Raw genomic sequence first — 15,283 nt, 5'->3', positions numbered from 1 at the left:
ATAATCTTTTTTAGTCTACTATAGATTTTAAATTATTATCAACACAAAAGACCTTTTGCGCCCCACTTAAGTTGCAACTTAACCCCAACCATCTTCACAATGATACCCTACCTACGTTTCTACTCTCTGCCACCTTCTCAATAGAACTTATAGGACTTATGTTGAAAGATAAATCATTATCACAATTTTCTTCATCGCTATCAAGTCCACTATCAACGCTTAAAGATCTGAGTAATGTTGTCTTCTCTCTCAGTGGAACATAAGACTCATTATCAACGCTTGAAGATTTGGATAACCTTTTCTTCTGTCGTGGAGCATTACCAGACTCATTAGAAATTTCTCCCGTTAGTTGATTGTTGAAGCTCCTTTGTTCATCAGCACGAATTTTTTCTTCCAGTCCATCAAGCATTCCTACCAATTCATCACCCCATTCATTTTCTTCTTCTAATAATTGTTTACACTTTTCTTTCTCACGCTCTAGCTCGTTTCTTAACTCTTCGACTTTATCTTCATCTTTAGTGAGTTCAAGTGTAAGCACCTTATCTCCTGGAAATTCCTCGTACTCGTTTTCTAGTTCTTCAATGTTGAGTTTTAGTCTCTCTTCTCCAAGTGTATCCTGTAAATCGCTATCCTGCCTATCTGATTCTTTAATCTTTTGCTCAATTTCTACTTGTACCTTATATTCCTGATCTAATTCTCTTAGCTGATCTTTCAAGCGCTCTTTCTGCTGGCGTCGTTCAACCATTATCTGTTCCGCATCTTCTCGTGCTTGATTTAGCTCTTTTTCCAAATTCTTCTTTCCTGCATTAACAATTTTCAGCTCTTCCTTTAGCTTTCTTTTTTCTTCATATACACCTTTAAGTTCTTGTGCTTTCCCTTGTAGCTCTTTTAACACACCTGCTAATTCTTCATTTTTTTGTGCCAGTTCAGTTTGCAATTCCGTGTTTTTTTGCTCCTCTTTTTCAAACCTGTCTTGTAAATTGCTATTCTGCTTCTCTAACTTTACAATTGTTTGATTAGCTTCTGCTTGGGTTGTTTCTAGTTTCTCCTGTAGTCGCTGATTTTCTTGTATTAATTCATGGTGCTTTTTATTTATCACTTGCAACCCTGCTTCTATTTCTTGCTTCAATTCAACAGCTTCTTTTTTCAAATTTGACATTTCTTGCTTCAATTCAACGTTTTTTTCGGACAGCATCTGATTATTTAAAATCAATTCATCCATTTGTTGTGAAGCAAATTCTGTCTGAGTTCCAGTGTGCTGTAAATTGACTTCCGTTTTAGTTTCGATTTGTTGTGAAGCAACTTCTGTTTGAGTTTCAGTGTGTTGTAAATTGACTTCCGTTTGAGTTGATGCATTGCTATTAATAGAAGGAGGAAGGCTATTGTCAGCATCAACTTTAGGGTCTAATTCTCCCTCTGGTTCCTCGCGATAGGCCGCTATAGACTCATTTTGAAAATTATTATTAGCAGTAGGTACAACATCAGCAGCCTTACCTTTTTCTAGTACAGCATCATATAAGGAGAGACCTTGAATATATAATTCATCGTTTTGCTTTATTAATTCTAAGATCTCATCCGATAGCACAAAATCTTCATCATTAAATTTTAGTACTTCAGTTATGCCATCGCTACTCACATTCATAATCATGGTACACATTTCGGATCCATCCTTTACAGGCCAAGTGCTTTTCATTTCATAATATGCGCCCTCTTTAAATTCATAATATCTTTCCTTACCTTTCCGATGAGCGTGTATTTCATGTTTTTTATTGCAATAGATATTCAGCTCTTTAATATCTTTCTCTTGCTGTAAAATGTCACTAATCCTGGTTTGCTCACTTCTATTGTAATTAATAAGATTGATATTCAAAACTCTATGAGTGTTATCAGTTTCTGTGTAATAAGCTCGAAACTCTACGCCTTTCTCTCCAAGATATTTACTTGCAGCTTCTTTTCCCTGCTCTGCCAACTTTATGCATTTATCTATATCTTCCTTAAAGCTCTTATTAGCAGACTCTGTTACTGCTTTATCTATGTACGTTTTTTTAAAATCTCCATCATTTATTAGGTCATAAAAACTCCACTTATCCCCAAAAGCCCTCTGCACGTAAGTGAAATTCTTTTTTTCCTTTAGTTTTCCTAAGAACCACACCTTTTCTTTCAGATTTTTCAGTTGAAAGCTTACCCTTGCCTTTACACTAGAGTTTTTGGCAGGAATACTAACTTCTTCTAATTCTTTAAGTAATTTGTTATTTTTTATAATTGAGGAGCAAAACTTTACAATAGCAGAATTTGCAAACGAAGGATCTTTTTTTATATCTTCATCAATAATTTCTTTAAAACGTGCAAATTGAGGTAGAACATAAAAATTGATTATTTCTTTTTCTGATCTTGTTTTATTAGCATAAGAGATATCACCTAATTGTGAATATAACTCTTTTAATGTATAGTAGATAAGCGTAGAGTAATAAACCTCCCTATTCAGTGAAGTTGGTCCAATACACTTTTCAAGTTGATCACCTGTTTTTCCTGCCTCTGCTGTTTTTTCTTCTTTAGCCAAACTTCCAATCATAATACACCTCCTTAACTATATTTATATTATACCAATTAACATATATTAAAAGAAATCAAACTGTATAACCTTGCCCTACACTAACTTTTATGATTACTTAATTGTGTGAAAATAACTGCAAGTGTTAAACTTGAGCTTTTATTTTTCATTATACATTTCTTACTACATGTTTATACTGCTGTCTTGCATAATAGACTATTCGAAGTTACACAAGTATTTTTTTTATTAGATAAGAGTTAGTAAGAGCCTGTTCATAATTTTTTCAGAAGTAAGGCAGTGAAAGCCAGAACTACCATTTGTAGGCTAGTATTGAGTTTTCGCTCACAATTTTTCCACAATCTTCTACATTTTTCTAACCAAGCAAAAGATCGCTCCACAACCCATCTTTTGGGCAATACAACAAAGGAACGTAATTCATTTCTTTTGATCACTTCAACGGTTGCACCAATAATCGTTTTTATTTGAGTTACAAAATTCTCTCCAGTATAGCCTGCATCAACCAGTACATTTTTAACTTCCGAGAGGTTTTCTTTTGCATTTTCGACCATTCTCACAGCACTGCTACGGTCAGTTATCTCTGCTGTTGTTGTATAAATTGCATGCTTGCGTATCTACTGCAATACGGCCCTGAAATCTTCTTGCCTGCATCATAGCTTCAGCAGTATCTGCATTTTTTATACTCTGTGCATCAATTATGCAGAAGCTTTTCCGACCATTGTTTTGTCGCAATTATTTTTTTTTAATACCAGCTCCAGAACACTTTCTTTATTTACATCTGGTTTTTCACTCCACTTCTTAAAATAGTCGTAACAATTGCGCCATTTTGAGAACTCTTTTGATACCATTCTCCACTAGCAACCACTTTTTAACACGTATAACACTCCACAAAATATATCATGTAAATCAAGTGTTCTTGGTTTTGTCTTCTTTCTGCAAGATTCCAGATCTGCTACAATAATCTCAAACTTTTCTCGACTTATGTCACTTGGTTATAAACTTCGCATATCCTACTTTATATACTTTATCCTCTCACTTTATCTCTTTTTTGAGATTACGTACAGGCTCTAAGATACAAAGACGTTTTCAGAAATCTTTAAGCTTAATAACATCCTCTCTCTTTGGACTAGTTGAGATTAGATGAATTGGTACACCTATTAATTTTTCTAACCCTTCTATATATTTTATTAAATTGATAGGCAATGTTTCAATCGACCTTTTACCTTGAGTGTTTTCTTTCCAGCCAGGAAACTCTTCATATATTGGCTCTAATTCCCCTTGTATTGAATGCGATGCGGGTAAATAATCATACATTTTTCCGCTATACTTGTAACCAGTGCATATTTTAATTGTATCAAAAGAATTAAGCACATCTAATTTGGTTAATACAATGCTTGAAACTCCAGAGAGTTGTACGGCCTGGCGCACTAAAACTGCATCGAACCATCCGCAACGCCTTCTTCTATTGCTCACTGTTCCAAGTTCCTTACCTATAGTAAACAAGCTATCTCCTACTTCATTTTTCTGCTCAGTAGGAAATGGGCCATTGCCCACTCTTGTTGTATAAGCTTTTACCACACCAATAATGTAAGCATTGGAGGATAACCCTGAGCCTGTTATTGCTTGCGATGCTACAGTATTACTTGAAGTAACAAAAGGGTAAGTTCCGTGGTCGATATCTAAAAATGCGCCTTGGGCACCTTCAAATATTATTTTCTTACCTTCTTTCATCAAGTCATTTAATATCTTCCACACAGGTTTTTTATATGAAAGAATTTTTTCTGAAATCTCTTGAATTTCCTTTAATATTTCTTCTTTTTTAACCACCTGGTAGTTAAGGCCTTTCCTGATAGCATTGTGGTAATTCAAAAGAGTATCCACTCTTTTATTGAGCTCATCTGCGTTTTCTAAGTCACAAAGGCGTATAGCTCTCCTTCCAACTTTATCTTCATAACATGGCCCTATCCCTTTGTTTGTTGTACCAATTTTGTGATTTCCATTTAAATCTTCAAATAGCTTTTCCTTGTCCTTATGTATGCTAAGTATTAATGGACAGCTCTCGGATACCATCAAGTTGTTATAGTTTACGTCTACTCCTTTAACTTTCAATGACTCTATTTCTGAGATTAGAGCGTGTGGATCAAGAGCAACGCCATTTCCTATGATAGATATTTTGCCTGGCCTCAAAACAGCAGAGGGCAGTAAATTTAATTTATAAACCTCATCATCTACTACTATAGTGTGCCCTGCATTATTTCCTCCCTGAAATCTCACAACTACATCTGCATTCTCAGAAAGATAATCTACTATTTTACCCTTGCCTTCGTCACCCCATTGCAGACCAACAATTACAATGTTATTCATCATTATTTTCTAGATTAATACATAAATATTAATGCAGTACGCTACAAATGGAAAGAGAAATCTACGCCTTTCCTACACCCCTTAAATAAAGAAATATACTGTCGATTTTCTTAATATATTACCAAATTATTCATCATTATATGATATAACTTACAGCATATTTACAGTAAGGTGTTATTTATGAAAGAGACAAAAGGAAAAAATAATAAGAGTCCAGTAGTTAGATTAAAGGCCACAGCTAAAGAGTTCAATTTTAGTAAATTAAGAGCAGATCAAGATAATAAATTAGCGAATTCCGGTGAAACAATGTTCTTAGATTTTCAAAGGATGAATTTTATTATTAACGGAAAAGAAATAGATAAAAATCTTATTATTGCATTTAAGGAAGGAGCTAAGCACCGCAAAAGCGAACTTTTTAATAGTGATGATATATATAATGACGAAATATTTAACAAAAAAGGAACAAGAGAAATAGATACGGATCATGGCAAAGCTTTTGTTGCTTCAGTACTCGAAGATATTGAGAAAGAGCTTGTAAGTAATGCATTGGGTGAGCTATGGAAAAATCACTGTGAAAATTCCAAAACTGCCAATCATCAAAAAACCGATTCATATAAGAAAGAATTTGAAGAATTTTACAATGCTGGCCAAAGGTATATCCATCTATTACCAACAGAGAAAGATGAAAACAAGGATTACCGTTCCTTTGCAAAAGAAGTTTTCAAAAAAATGTTCAGATACGCTGGGGCAGAAGTTCCAAGTGATGCTATTTTAGAAGAGCTAGTTACCAATTGTAATCAAGCAGGGTATGAGGCTGCTCCATTTATACAAACCCAACTTGCACTTGGACAGTCGTTCATAGTAGAAAATCCTAAAAAAGTAATAAACATTGATTGTGCTAACCAAAATAATGTGAGAATTAGATCTGATATGAGGCTACCAATACTCTCTGTTAAAAATCAAGTTATGCATGGCGATAAGATATGTAATCTGTCTAGTTCATTGGAATTTACAATTGAATCTCACAATGGTGAAGACTTTGTAACATACAGAGATGGTAAATTGTCACTTACTATTCCTAAAGAGTTAAAAAATTATAAAGATAATGGCAAGAGCTTGTTTGACATTATTAAAGAATATTTTCAGAAATTCTGTGCAAAATTAGGATTTAAACCTGAGACAAAAATACAAATAGAGCATGGCTTCGGTGCTCAAAGTAACTATTTAGATGGTACAATATCAACCACAGGATCAGATGCAAATGAAGAATTTATCAATCTTTTAAGCGAAAATCTCAGAGAGAGGTTATTGGGGTCAGGAGTTGCTCTAGAAGATGAAGATGTTGATAATGTTGTTGAAGTCAGAGTATCTACCGTTATAGATCTATTGAGTGATTATGCTAAATTGGAAGATAATAAAGAACACAGAGAGTTATTAATAAGTAAAGTAGCAGATAATTTAGGACTTTCCACTCAAGATAAAACAGCACCAGAAGTATTGATGGAATTAGGCTCTTTACCTTCTTTGACAAAAGGTCAGGTTAATCATAATCAAGTGCAGTCTGTTGTAAATACTTTTATTAAGTTAATTATTGAAGGGAAAAGCGAAGTATACAAAAAAGGAGGTGCGATTAATGCAATTGATGCAATTCATAAGGAGATAGATAAGGCAATTGTTGAGCAAGAAAAAAAAGCAACCAACAAACAAGATATAGAAAATGATAAATGGACAGATAGAATCAAAAAACAGAATTATTCTGCGGAATCACATGAACATTTACCTTAAAGATATTAGTAGGCTCTTTAAATATTTTAGAGTTCATGGTTACAACGGTTGCTATTTTACAGTGCATCTCACAACACTTTCTTCAAAAATATACATGTTAACATACCTTGGACGTACAAGATCACACTTATACCCAAGCTTTTCATAAAATACTTTCGCTTTTTGAAAATTCATGGTTGCAACGGTTGCTATTTTACAGTGCATCTCACGACCATAATCATGAACTTCTTCCATTAGCTGCTTTCCCATACCTTTTCTTCTATAATCAGAGTGCACCCAAAGCAAGTCAGTGTAAATTGAACCATAGATAACAAAACCGCTACAACCTACAATAATTTGTTCAGTATCATCGCGAATAAAAAAAGCAAATGGGTTACACGTACCTTTATCAACGGTTTCTTCATTAATCTTTTTGAGTAGGAATTCAATGTCTTTGCTACTTGGTGATGTGGTGTGTTCTATTTTCATCTCTCGGCCTAATACCGCATACTGATTTCTCTCTTTATCTTATATAAATTAATTAAGTAAAGTGAATACAGTATCCACACTACTAAAAAAAATGTGGCACAAAACATAAACATTGCAACCAGTGGCAACAGCAGGGAACTTTCTATTGCTATTCCACCTTTTCTCAAAATGCTTGCTGGCTGATGGAGAGTGGACCATAAATTCACGGAAAATTTTACTATAGGAATATTTATAGCACTAAAGATGGCAAATACTGCTGCTGATTTTTCTGCCCTCGCTTCATTATCAAAAGCGCTCCACAATGAAAGGTAGCCAACATATAGGAAAAATAAAATCAGCATTGAAGTAAGCCTTGCATCCCATACCCACCAAGTGCCCCAGGTTCCTTTTCCCCAGATGCTGCCTGTGATTAAGCATATTGCCGAAAAGACTGTCCCTGCAGGAGCAGCAGCATGTGCCAAGACACTAGCAATGCTATTGTTCCATACCAATGAAATGAAACCAAGTGATGCAATTAATCCATATATTCCAAGAGCAAGCCATGCAGAAGGCACATGAATGTACATGATTCGTACAATTTCTCCTTGTTTATAATCTTCTGGAGAGAAGAATAACGCCAAAGACATTCCAATTAAAAAACATGCGAAACAAATAACCCCAAGCCAAGGTAGAGCTTTCTTAGAAAAATAAGAGAAATTTGTAGGCTTTAATAAAAACATTCGTTTTGAGAATAATTGTGTTAAGAATTTACCAATTAGTTTGAGTTTTATCAACAGGATAGTTTTTCTATATTTACGTAGGTCAACAAATTAGCATAATTTCAGTAGCAGATTGCTAGCTATTATTTTTAGTATATGACCCTTAAAAAGCTTAATCTACACTTAGTATCAGATTCAAGTGGTGAAACTGTTATATCAGTTGCAAAATCAGCTCTGAAACACTTTCGTTCTGTAGAAACGATCGAATATGTTTGGTCTTTTGTAAAAGGAGAAGAGCAGATTGACAAAATTCTGGAGGAAATTAATAGGAAAAGTGATGAGCATAATTTTGTTATATGCACTATTACTGATGATGAGCTAAGAAAATATCTAAAAGATAACTGTATAAAGTTGAAAATTCCCTATAGAGCAATATTATCACATATTATTAGAGAAATTTCGTCTTATCTTGAAATTGAAAAAGACGAAAAGCTTGACTTGCATACTGAGATAAATAACGAATATTTTCAGCGCATTGAGGCAATAAACTACACTATTAATCATGATGATGGACAAAATATTCAAGATATTGATAAAGCAGATATAATTTTGGTTGGAGTTTCACGTACATCAAAATCTCCCACCAGTACGTATTTAGCTTACCGAGGCTATAAGGTTGCAAATATTCCTTTTGTTAGTGGGGTACCCTTTTATGTCGACTTGGCAAAATTAAAAAATAAACTAACGATAGGGGTAACAATAGACGTAAGTAGGCTAATAGAAATACGCAAAAATAGACTTACTTCAATTAACAACGAAGATAATAATATATATGCTAACCCTGAGAAAGTAGAAAAGGAAATTAAAGAAGCAGAGGAGCTCTTTAAACAGAATAACTGGCCAATTATCGATGTCACGCAAAAGTCGATCGAAGAAGTATCAGCAACAATTATACAATATTTTAATAAAATGTTATCAATTGACTAACTCTTGATAAGTGATTATAATGTAAAGTAATTTAATTCTTACTATAGATATGAAAGTCAAAGGGTCGCTAAAATCTCATCGTAACAGAGATAAAAATTGTAAAGTTGTGAAAAGGGGTGGTAAGATTTACATTATAAATAAGGTAAAGCCAAGGTGTAAAGCGCGTCAAGGTTCTTAGCTTTTTGTTCACCTTTTCATGTTATATATTTTTTATATGTGAAAGTACGGTGCTTATATCTAAAAAGAAGCAAAAGTTACTGTGTTTAAGCGCAGCCTTACTCATTTCTTCCCTTACATTATATTTCAGCATTAGCACAATTACAGGTAAACGTGGCTTATTGACGTTAATCGATTTAAAAAAAGAAATCGAGTACAATAAACTTTTGCTAAAGGATGTCTCTTCTGAAAAGGAAAAGTTGGACAACAAAGTATTTGGCTTATATGAAAAAAGCTTAGATTTAGATCTGCTTGATGAGCAAGCAAAAAATGCTTTAGGTTATGTGAACCCTAATGAACTTATGGTTGTTCTTGACGTGGAATAGCAGTAGTGACCTTACCCAGAAAAAGTGGAGAGAAAGAAAAGAGTTTTTTTGGGTAAAATAAAATTTTGGAGGATTAGAAATGGTAAGAGAATATACGGCAGAATTCAAATTGGAAGCTGTTAAGCTGGCAAATGAACAAAGAAAGGTAGGTCAACCAGTTGCAAAAGTAGCAAGAGATCTAGGAATAAGGGATAGTGTATTAGGAAAATGGATGAAGAAATATAACGAAAAAAAGTCAGCGGCAAATGCATTTCCAGATGTAGCACCTTATGACAAAGAGAGGTTTGATTTACAAAGCAAGAGTAACAAGGGAAAGAGACATTTAAAAAAAAGCCCTGGCCAGTCAAAAAGAGTAAAATATTTTTTTATATAGTAACTGCTATAAAGTACAGGAATTATGTAGGATTTTCTGCTAGTGGCTACTATAAGTGGACCACAAGAAAAATAAGCAGTAGAGAATCAGCAAATAAAGAGCTACTCGAAGCTATTCAAAAAATATATCAAGTTTCTAAATGTAGATATGGAGCTCCTAAAATTCATGCTGAATTGAAGGCTTTGGGTAAAAGTTGCAATTTGAAAACGGTGCAAAGTATTATGCAGAAAAATGACATCAGGGCTATACTGAAAAGAAAGTTTAAAATTAAAAAACAACAAACAGATAATAGAGCTGTAGCTCCCAATATACTAGATCAAAACTTTATTGTTGATCAACCAAATAAAGTATGGGATTACTTACATCAAAACCAAGGAGGGATGGCTATATTTGGCAGCAATAATTCTCACGTATGGTAGTTAATGAGTAGTGCAATAAATAAACAATTGGTTATGAACTCTTTATTAATGGCCATTAATAGGCGTAAACCTGTTAAAAATCTACTGCTGCACAGTGACCAAGGTTCACAATATACTGCGCAAGGGTATCAATATCTCTTAGCTGTAAAGAATATAGATGAGTAATAAAGGCTGTTGTTACGACAATTCTGTTGTGGAAAGCTTCTTCAGTTCTCTAAAAAGGGAGTTACCAATAGACACCTCTCGGCACTCTAAACAGCATATCAAAACTGCTATATTTGAATATATAGAAATTTTTTATAACAAACAACGTCACTATTAACTATTGCATTCCTGAGCATTTTGATTCATCATTCTCTTTGTGAAAAACATTCCAAACTTTCTCTCCACTTTTTCTGGGTAAGGTCAAAGGATCTTATGTCTTAAACCTTATCACCAGGCTTAACAAATAGGTGGCCCAATACTATTAACTTTATGGGTTTACCTTCGTTATTTGCTACTATCCAAACCCCATCGCTCTCATGATCAACAATTTCTATTGGTGCAAATACTACATAATTATTATCATCAACAATCTTTATTCCAAGAGCACCTTCGTCACTTAAGCTCAGGGCTGAAGAAGGAACTTTATATGCAAATCTTTCGCCTGAAGGTAGCCTTACGTTGGCAGTTAGTCCCTGCAAGGATATCATTTTATTATTAGTTACCTTTACTTCTACCCTATAAGACCCAGTTTTAGGCTCAGCAATTTTACTAATAAAACTTACTTCACCTGCCAATTCTTTTCCGTCCAGCAAATTAATTTGAGCTGTGCTGCCTAGCTCTATTTTATTTACTTCATTTTCCGAAACGTATAACACTACAAGAATTTGATCGAAATTAACCACGTCAGCTATTTTTTGCCCAGCATTAACAAAATCCCCTTCGTTTGCATTGATTTTATCAATATAACCATCTATAGGAGATGTGACTGCAGTATTTTCTAAATCCAATTCTAGCCTTTTTAGGTCAGCTTTTGCACTTTGTAACGCAGTAAAAGCTGCTTCTACTTGTATTTGTGCCCCATAGCCTTTTTTATTCAGTTTGTGAGAGGAATCATACTCAATTTCACGCTGCTTTAATAAAGCTTTGGCTTTCTGAGCTTGCTCAATCCTGTCATAATCTTCTATCTTTAACACTACATCATCTCTTTTTACCTTTTCACCATCAGGTAAATAAATAGCAATAATCTTACCACTTATTTTTGAGACAAGGCTAGCTCTATGTAAGGGATTTACTGTACCAGAAAAATTTAAATATATAGTGCGGTTTTGCGGCGCACGTTCTTGAGTTTTTACTGAAAAGCTACTAGTTGCATTATCGCTATGAACCGCCTGATCTTTTTTTAAAAATGCACTGCTGATAAAAAACAGTAGAATAAAAGCAATACTGGAAATGATGATTACTTTATTTCTCATCTTTAAACAATAGAATTTGTTGACCAATCTTGTTAGAAACAACTGCATAAATTTTCGAATCAGAAATGTAAGTATAATACATGTACCATTGTCACTCCATAAATAGTTTTATATGAGAACAAACACAAGATTTTCCTATAATAAGTAAGTTTTTTATTGCTAAAATGCAATTTTTAATCGAATAAAATTGCAAACAAAGTTGTGCATAAGACTGGATTTAAAAAAATCTCGAAAAACATACTAAAACTTTTAAATAATAACTTTATATCTAGTGGCTTTGCCTTCTCCAAGACGCTGTAAGTATTTCATCCCTAGCAGTTTCTTTGTAATTGCCTCTACTGTTCTTGGAGGAAATCCTAGAGCTTCTATAGCATCTTTTCTACTAAATTCTTTATCTGCAAGGCTAAGTGCCCACTCCCAGAAGAATAATTGTTTTCTTGATAATAAATATTCAGTATTCTCCCTCTCAAGAATATAATGCGCCTCATTTGCTTGCGTTTTGAGCACATTAAGAAAAAATATTAACCATGGGGAAATATCTTCTTTGCCACTTTTCCAGCTACTTTGTGTTTTATTAAGCGCTAAATAGTAATCAAGTTTATTAGTTTCAATTATCTTTTCATGTGATACAATAGATACAAAATCATAACCCTGCTGCAACAGCATTAAATTAGTTATCAATCTACTAGTTCTGCCATTTCCATCTTGAAAAGGGTGTATTGCCAAATACTCAAAAACAAAGTTAGCAACAATAATAAGAGGATGCTTAAATTTATTATTTAAGGACCAGTGATACCAATCAATAAGCTCTTGTACTTCCTTTCTAACAAGGTAAGGTGGTGTGGGATCAAAAATTATACCAACAACTTTTCCATTCTGATCTTTTGCCTCAACTCTATTAGAACTTGCTTTGTATTTTCCTCTATGATACAAATCTTTTTCACTATAAAGTAGCATCTGGTTGTTAATGTGCAATATTGATGACTCACTAATTGGAATATCCGTATAATCATGAAATATTAGTTTAAGCATTTCTAAGTAGCCAGCAATTTCTTGCTCATCTCTATTTTTAAATTTTTTGACACGTAGGTTTTTATATAGATCCTCAACTTCTTTATCGGTTAGACGATTTCCTTCAATACGGTTAGAAGCGCCAGAAGATGTAACAATAACTGAATGAGTTAATCTTTCAATTGTTTGTGGTAGTAGTTTTTTCGTTATCTGCCAGCTATTTTTAACACTATCAACTGCAGTAATTAACTCGTACACTTGCTCAATTACAGGCCCTTCTAGGTTGAGACGCGTACTAAGACGAAAATTCTTCCAGTTCATATTCTTCTCACATGCATATTATGTGAGATAATGTGAGATAATGTGATAAAAGTCAATAGTAAACTTTATATGCACAGCAGAGCTAACTACAAAAATTATACATTTTCAAGTGATCCTAACCATATCAAAAACTACAGGGCAAAGCTGTTAGAGGAAGGCTTAATTAGTTAAAAATTTCAATCTTATGTAAAATATTGTCTTATTTTGTAATTTTCTTGTTGACTAACGAGACGATATCTACTTTTCAATAAACTCCATTTGCATTTCTTGTATACTGCTTTCTATTTGCTTTATTTGTTCTATCAACCTTTCCTCTAAGTCAAGATTACCGCTCAGCCTCGCTTCGGTTCTTTCTTTTCGTAATGCATTTAACTCTTTTAGTAACACTATATTATTCCACACAATTTCTGCAGATTTTCTCTCGTTCAGTTGGCTATTTAGTACACTAGTTTTTTCAAATACATACTTTATAACGTTAAACTGTTTCAATTCTTGTAACAAAGCCTCTTTATCGAGTTTGCTTTTGTTACTTATTACATCAATTATACGCTGTTGTAATCTTTTCATCTCATTAGTAAATTCAAAATGAGAAAATTGCTCAAAAAATATAGGACGGTTCAAGATTTCAGGAAATTCTACGGCTATACGCAAAATTACGGCCTGATTTTGCTCTGCTTCAATTAGCTCTGGAGATTTGTTATGAAGATACTCACCTTTTGTTGCTCTAGTTTTACTATTAAAAATCTGTTTTTTGAAGCTACTTCTTAGTTCACTAGCCTTATTGTAAAAATAATCTCTGTAATACCTTCTAATACTGCTGTTGCTAATAGTATTTACATATTCCATGAACTTGTGCTCAAGAATTGAATATTTTTCCGGAGCAAGTTTTTCATAATTTTGCAAATTGCTATCGATTATGTGATGCCATAAATATTCAGAATGAAGTTTTGTTGAGTGATCAAGCGCAATCAATACGTCTTCTTTCTTGTATTCCAGTTCGTTACATATATCGTATGGATCTTTATTACTCGGCAAAGTCACAAATTTTAACGTGTATCCAGGCTCTAATATTGGCAGAGCAAGTTCTGCAACTCGAGTAGCAGCATGACGTCCAGCACTATCGCCATCCATACAGATGGAGATTTCTTTAGCAAATCTCCATAGATTTTTTATCTGCTCTGCAGAAATTGCGGTACCAAGCGGAGCAACTGCATTACTAATTCCTGCTTGATGTAGCGCTATAGCGTCCATATATCCTTCAACAACGAGTATGTGCTGTTTTTTACGTATTTCGCTTAAAGCAAAGTTTAATCCGTATAAATTCTCCCTCTTCTTGAAGAGCTGACTCTCTGGACTGTTTAAATATTTCGGCTGTTGCTCAGAACTTAGCGCACGTCCGCCAAAACCAATAACTCTCCCTGCAATGCTCTGTATAGGAAATATCAGCCGGTCATAAAAATAATCATGAAAATTTTTGTTTACTAATCCAATATCAATTAAAATTTTGTCTTCAATACCTGAAGAGTTTAAATACTCTTTCAAACCAGAGCTTGGTGCATAACCTATCTTAAATTTATCTATGATTTTAGGTGAAATCTTACGCTGCTTTAAATAATCTACAACACTTTGATTTTTTTGTGCAAACCAATTTGCAGCTAAATTAAGCGCTAAAAATAGTTTATTGTCCTCTTTTGTAATACTAAGACTTTTGGGCAGTTCAACACCTGTAACCGATGCTAATCTTTCCAATGCTTCTTTAAAGCTTAATCCTTCAGTTTGTGAAATAAATTCAAATACGTCACCACTAGCTAAGCAACCAAAACAGTAATACAATCCTTTAGTATTACTTACCGAAAAAGATGGGGTTTTTTCGTTATGAAATGGACAGAGCCCAACAAAACTATCTCCTCTTTTTATTAATCTGACTTTTTTACCTACTAGGTCGGATAATAATAATTTTGATTTTATAATATCTATATGATCCATCTTGTTAAATTAGTAGTAGGATAAAAATTATATAGAATTTATACACATCTGACTCGAAATTTATTTCTATAACTAAAGCAATTTAGATTTACCGACAATGTAGCTATACAAATTCAAGAGCAATCCTGTCATCCAGGTAGCCCACAGAAACAAAAAACTTCCTTGACAAACCTCGCCAGCGCCCTTATCATGAAACTGAAGCTATTTATTTATCTTCTCTGTACAGATTAAATGACAAAAAAACTCAACGTATCTGGCGTCTCATGTTTAATTTTTTGCACTATGTGCACCTTATGTCTTTAT

Annotated in this window: 15 protein-coding genes and 1 pseudogene; 8 read left to right on the top strand and 8 right to left on the bottom strand. The window is 33.7% G+C overall.

What is annotated here, in order from left to right:
- Window positions 1–94: 94 nt before the first annotated feature.
- The 3 genes and pseudogenes from AAGD87_RS04635 to AAGD87_RS04625 form a co-directional block, all read right to left on the bottom strand.
- The gene (locus AAGD87_RS04635) at window positions 95–2,572 is read right to left on the bottom strand and encodes a hypothetical protein (RefSeq protein WP_264339159.1); all 2,478 of its coding nucleotides are present in this window, start codon (window positions 2,570–2,572) and stop codon (window positions 95–97) included.
- A 251-nt stretch (window positions 2,573–2,823) separates the two neighbouring features.
- Window positions 2,824–3,552: pseudogene (locus AAGD87_RS04630) on the bottom strand (IS5 family transposase).
- A 103-nt stretch (window positions 3,553–3,655) separates the two neighbouring features.
- Window positions 3,656–4,933 (bottom strand): adenylosuccinate synthase, encoded by a 1,278-nt coding sequence (locus AAGD87_RS04625; protein WP_070357042.1) that lies wholly within the window; start codon window positions 4,931–4,933, stop codon window positions 3,656–3,658.
- 180 nt (window positions 4,934–5,113) lie between these two features.
- On the opposite strand from AAGD87_RS04625, the gene AAGD87_RS04620 reads away from it, so the two are divergent.
- A complete protein-coding gene (locus tag AAGD87_RS04620; RefSeq protein WP_341817433.1) occupies window positions 5,114–6,718 on the top strand; it encodes a hypothetical protein in 1,605 nt (534 codons plus the stop codon).
- Between the two features lie 51 nt (window positions 6,719–6,769).
- Here the strand turns inward: AAGD87_RS04620 and AAGD87_RS04615 are convergent, their stop codons facing one another.
- Together AAGD87_RS04615 and ccmC are read right to left on the bottom strand one after the other, a co-directional pair.
- On the bottom strand, window positions 6,770–7,186 hold the full coding sequence (locus tag AAGD87_RS04615; RefSeq protein ID WP_341817432.1) for a GNAT family N-acetyltransferase: 417 nt from the start codon (window positions 7,184–7,186) through the stop codon (window positions 6,770–6,772).
- A gap of 8 nt (window positions 7,187–7,194) precedes the next feature.
- On the bottom strand, window positions 7,195–7,905 hold the full coding sequence (gene ccmC, locus AAGD87_RS04610; RefSeq protein ID WP_010962525.1) for a heme ABC transporter permease CcmC: 711 nt from the start codon (window positions 7,903–7,905) through the stop codon (window positions 7,195–7,197).
- 135 nt (window positions 7,906–8,040) lie between these two features.
- Between ccmC and AAGD87_RS04605 the strand changes: the two genes are divergently transcribed.
- The 7 genes from AAGD87_RS04605 (at window position 8,041) to AAGD87_RS07825 (ending at window position 10,527) form a co-directional block, all read left to right on the top strand.
- Window positions 8,041–8,871: a pyruvate, water dikinase regulatory protein gene (locus tag AAGD87_RS04605; RefSeq protein WP_006280267.1), complete on the top strand. Its 831-nt coding sequence runs from the start codon at window positions 8,041–8,043 to the stop codon at window positions 8,869–8,871.
- A 49-nt stretch (window positions 8,872–8,920) separates the two neighbouring features.
- The gene (gene ykgO / locus AAGD87_RS04600) at window positions 8,921–9,049 is read left to right on the top strand and encodes a type B 50S ribosomal protein L36 (RefSeq protein WP_006279631.1); all 129 of its coding nucleotides are present in this window, start codon (window positions 8,921–8,923) and stop codon (window positions 9,047–9,049) included.
- Window positions 9,050–9,209: 160 nt separating this feature from the next.
- Window positions 9,210–9,413: a septum formation initiator family protein gene (locus tag AAGD87_RS04595; RefSeq protein WP_233700147.1), complete on the top strand. Its 204-nt coding sequence runs from the start codon at window positions 9,210–9,212 to the stop codon at window positions 9,411–9,413.
- Between the two features lie 79 nt (window positions 9,414–9,492).
- Window positions 9,493–9,786 carry a transposase gene (locus AAGD87_RS04590; protein WP_007548709.1) on the top strand — a complete coding sequence of 98 codons (294 nt, stop codon included), beginning with the start codon at window positions 9,493–9,495 and terminating at the stop codon, window positions 9,784–9,786.
- Window positions 9,771–10,205: an IS3 family transposase gene (locus tag AAGD87_RS04585; RefSeq protein ID WP_319606382.1), complete on the top strand. Its 435-nt coding sequence runs from the start codon at window positions 9,771–9,773 to the stop codon at window positions 10,203–10,205. Before AAGD87_RS04590 ends, AAGD87_RS04585 begins: the two co-directional genes overlap by 16 nt.
- Window positions 10,206–10,208: 3 nt before the next feature.
- Window positions 10,209–10,370 carry a DDE-type integrase/transposase/recombinase gene (locus AAGD87_RS07830; RefSeq protein WP_010082071.1) on the top strand — a complete coding sequence of 54 codons (162 nt, stop codon included), beginning with the start codon at window positions 10,209–10,211 and terminating at the stop codon, window positions 10,368–10,370.
- Entirely contained in the window at window positions 10,363–10,527 is a 165-nt protein-coding gene (locus tag AAGD87_RS07825; RefSeq protein WP_141456809.1) for an IS3 family transposase, read from the top strand. The genes AAGD87_RS07830 and AAGD87_RS07825 overlap by 8 nt, the downstream gene beginning before the upstream one ends.
- A 100-nt stretch (window positions 10,528–10,627) precedes the next feature.
- Here the strand turns inward: AAGD87_RS07825 and AAGD87_RS04580 are convergent, their stop codons facing one another.
- The 3 genes from AAGD87_RS04580 to dnaG form a co-directional block, all read right to left on the bottom strand.
- Window positions 10,628–11,710, bottom strand: coding sequence for an efflux RND transporter periplasmic adaptor subunit (locus tag AAGD87_RS04580; RefSeq protein ID WP_265023831.1), 1,083 nt, complete (start codon window positions 11,708–11,710; stop codon window positions 10,628–10,630).
- A gap of 201 nt (window positions 11,711–11,911) precedes the next feature.
- Window positions 11,912–12,994 (bottom strand): Fic family protein, encoded by a 1,083-nt coding sequence (locus AAGD87_RS04575; RefSeq protein WP_213863077.1) that lies wholly within the window; start codon window positions 12,992–12,994, stop codon window positions 11,912–11,914.
- Window positions 12,995–13,231: 237 nt separating this feature from the next.
- Window positions 13,232–14,980: a DNA primase gene (gene dnaG, locus AAGD87_RS04570; protein ID WP_341817431.1), complete on the bottom strand. Its 1,749-nt coding sequence runs from the start codon at window positions 14,978–14,980 to the stop codon at window positions 13,232–13,234.
- Between the last annotated feature and the right edge of the window lie 303 nt (window positions 14,981–15,283).

The organism is Wolbachia endosymbiont (group A) of Pherbina coryleti, from assembly GCF_964026875.1.
Taxonomy (GTDB): Bacteria; Pseudomonadota; Alphaproteobacteria; order Rickettsiales; family Anaplasmataceae; genus Wolbachia; species Wolbachia pipientis.
The sequence above is the reverse complement of the archived record's forward strand: the minus strand, read 5'-3'. Positions and strand labels throughout refer to the sequence as shown.

What these genes read in the sequence shown, in the direction of transcription:
- AAGD87_RS04605 (WP_006280267.1), top strand. Translation starts at nt 8,041, where the DNA reads ATGACCCTTAAAAAGCTTAATCTACACTTAGTATCAGATTCAAGTGGT.
- AAGD87_RS04590 (WP_007548709.1), top strand. Translation starts at nt 9,493, where the DNA reads ATGGTAAGAGAATATACGGCAGAATTCAAATTGGAAGCTGTTAAGCTG.
- ccmC (WP_010962525.1), bottom strand. Translation starts at nt 7,905, where the DNA reads ATGTTTTTATTAAAGCCTACAAATTTCTCTTATTTTTCTAAGAAAGCT.
- AAGD87_RS04620 (WP_341817433.1), top strand. Translation starts at nt 5,114, where the DNA reads ATGAAAGAGACAAAAGGAAAAAATAATAAGAGTCCAGTAGTTAGATTA.
- AAGD87_RS07825 (WP_141456809.1), top strand. Translation starts at nt 10,363, where the DNA reads ATGAGTAATAAAGGCTGTTGTTACGACAATTCTGTTGTGGAAAGCTTC.
- ykgO (WP_006279631.1), top strand. Translation starts at nt 8,921, where the DNA reads ATGAAAGTCAAAGGGTCGCTAAAATCTCATCGTAACAGAGATAAAAAT.
- dnaG (WP_341817431.1), bottom strand. Translation starts at nt 14,980, where the DNA reads ATGGATCATATAGATATTATAAAATCAAAATTATTATTATCCGACCTA.
- AAGD87_RS07830 (WP_010082071.1), top strand. Translation starts at nt 10,209, where the DNA reads ATGAGTAGTGCAATAAATAAACAATTGGTTATGAACTCTTTATTAATG.
- AAGD87_RS04615 (WP_341817432.1), bottom strand. Translation starts at nt 7,186, where the DNA reads ATGAAAATAGAACACACCACATCACCAAGTAGCAAAGACATTGAATTC.
- AAGD87_RS04580 (WP_265023831.1), bottom strand. Translation starts at nt 11,710, where the DNA reads ATGCAGTTGTTTCTAACAAGATTGGTCAACAAATTCTATTGTTTAAAG.
- AAGD87_RS04625 (WP_070357042.1), bottom strand. Translation starts at nt 4,933, where the DNA reads ATGAATAACATTGTAATTGTTGGTCTGCAATGGGGTGACGAAGGCAAG.
- AAGD87_RS04575 (WP_213863077.1), bottom strand. Translation starts at nt 12,994, where the DNA reads ATGAACTGGAAGAATTTTCGTCTTAGTACGCGTCTCAACCTAGAAGGG.
- AAGD87_RS04635 (WP_264339159.1), bottom strand. Translation starts at nt 2,572, where the DNA reads ATGATTGGAAGTTTGGCTAAAGAAGAAAAAACAGCAGAGGCAGGAAAA.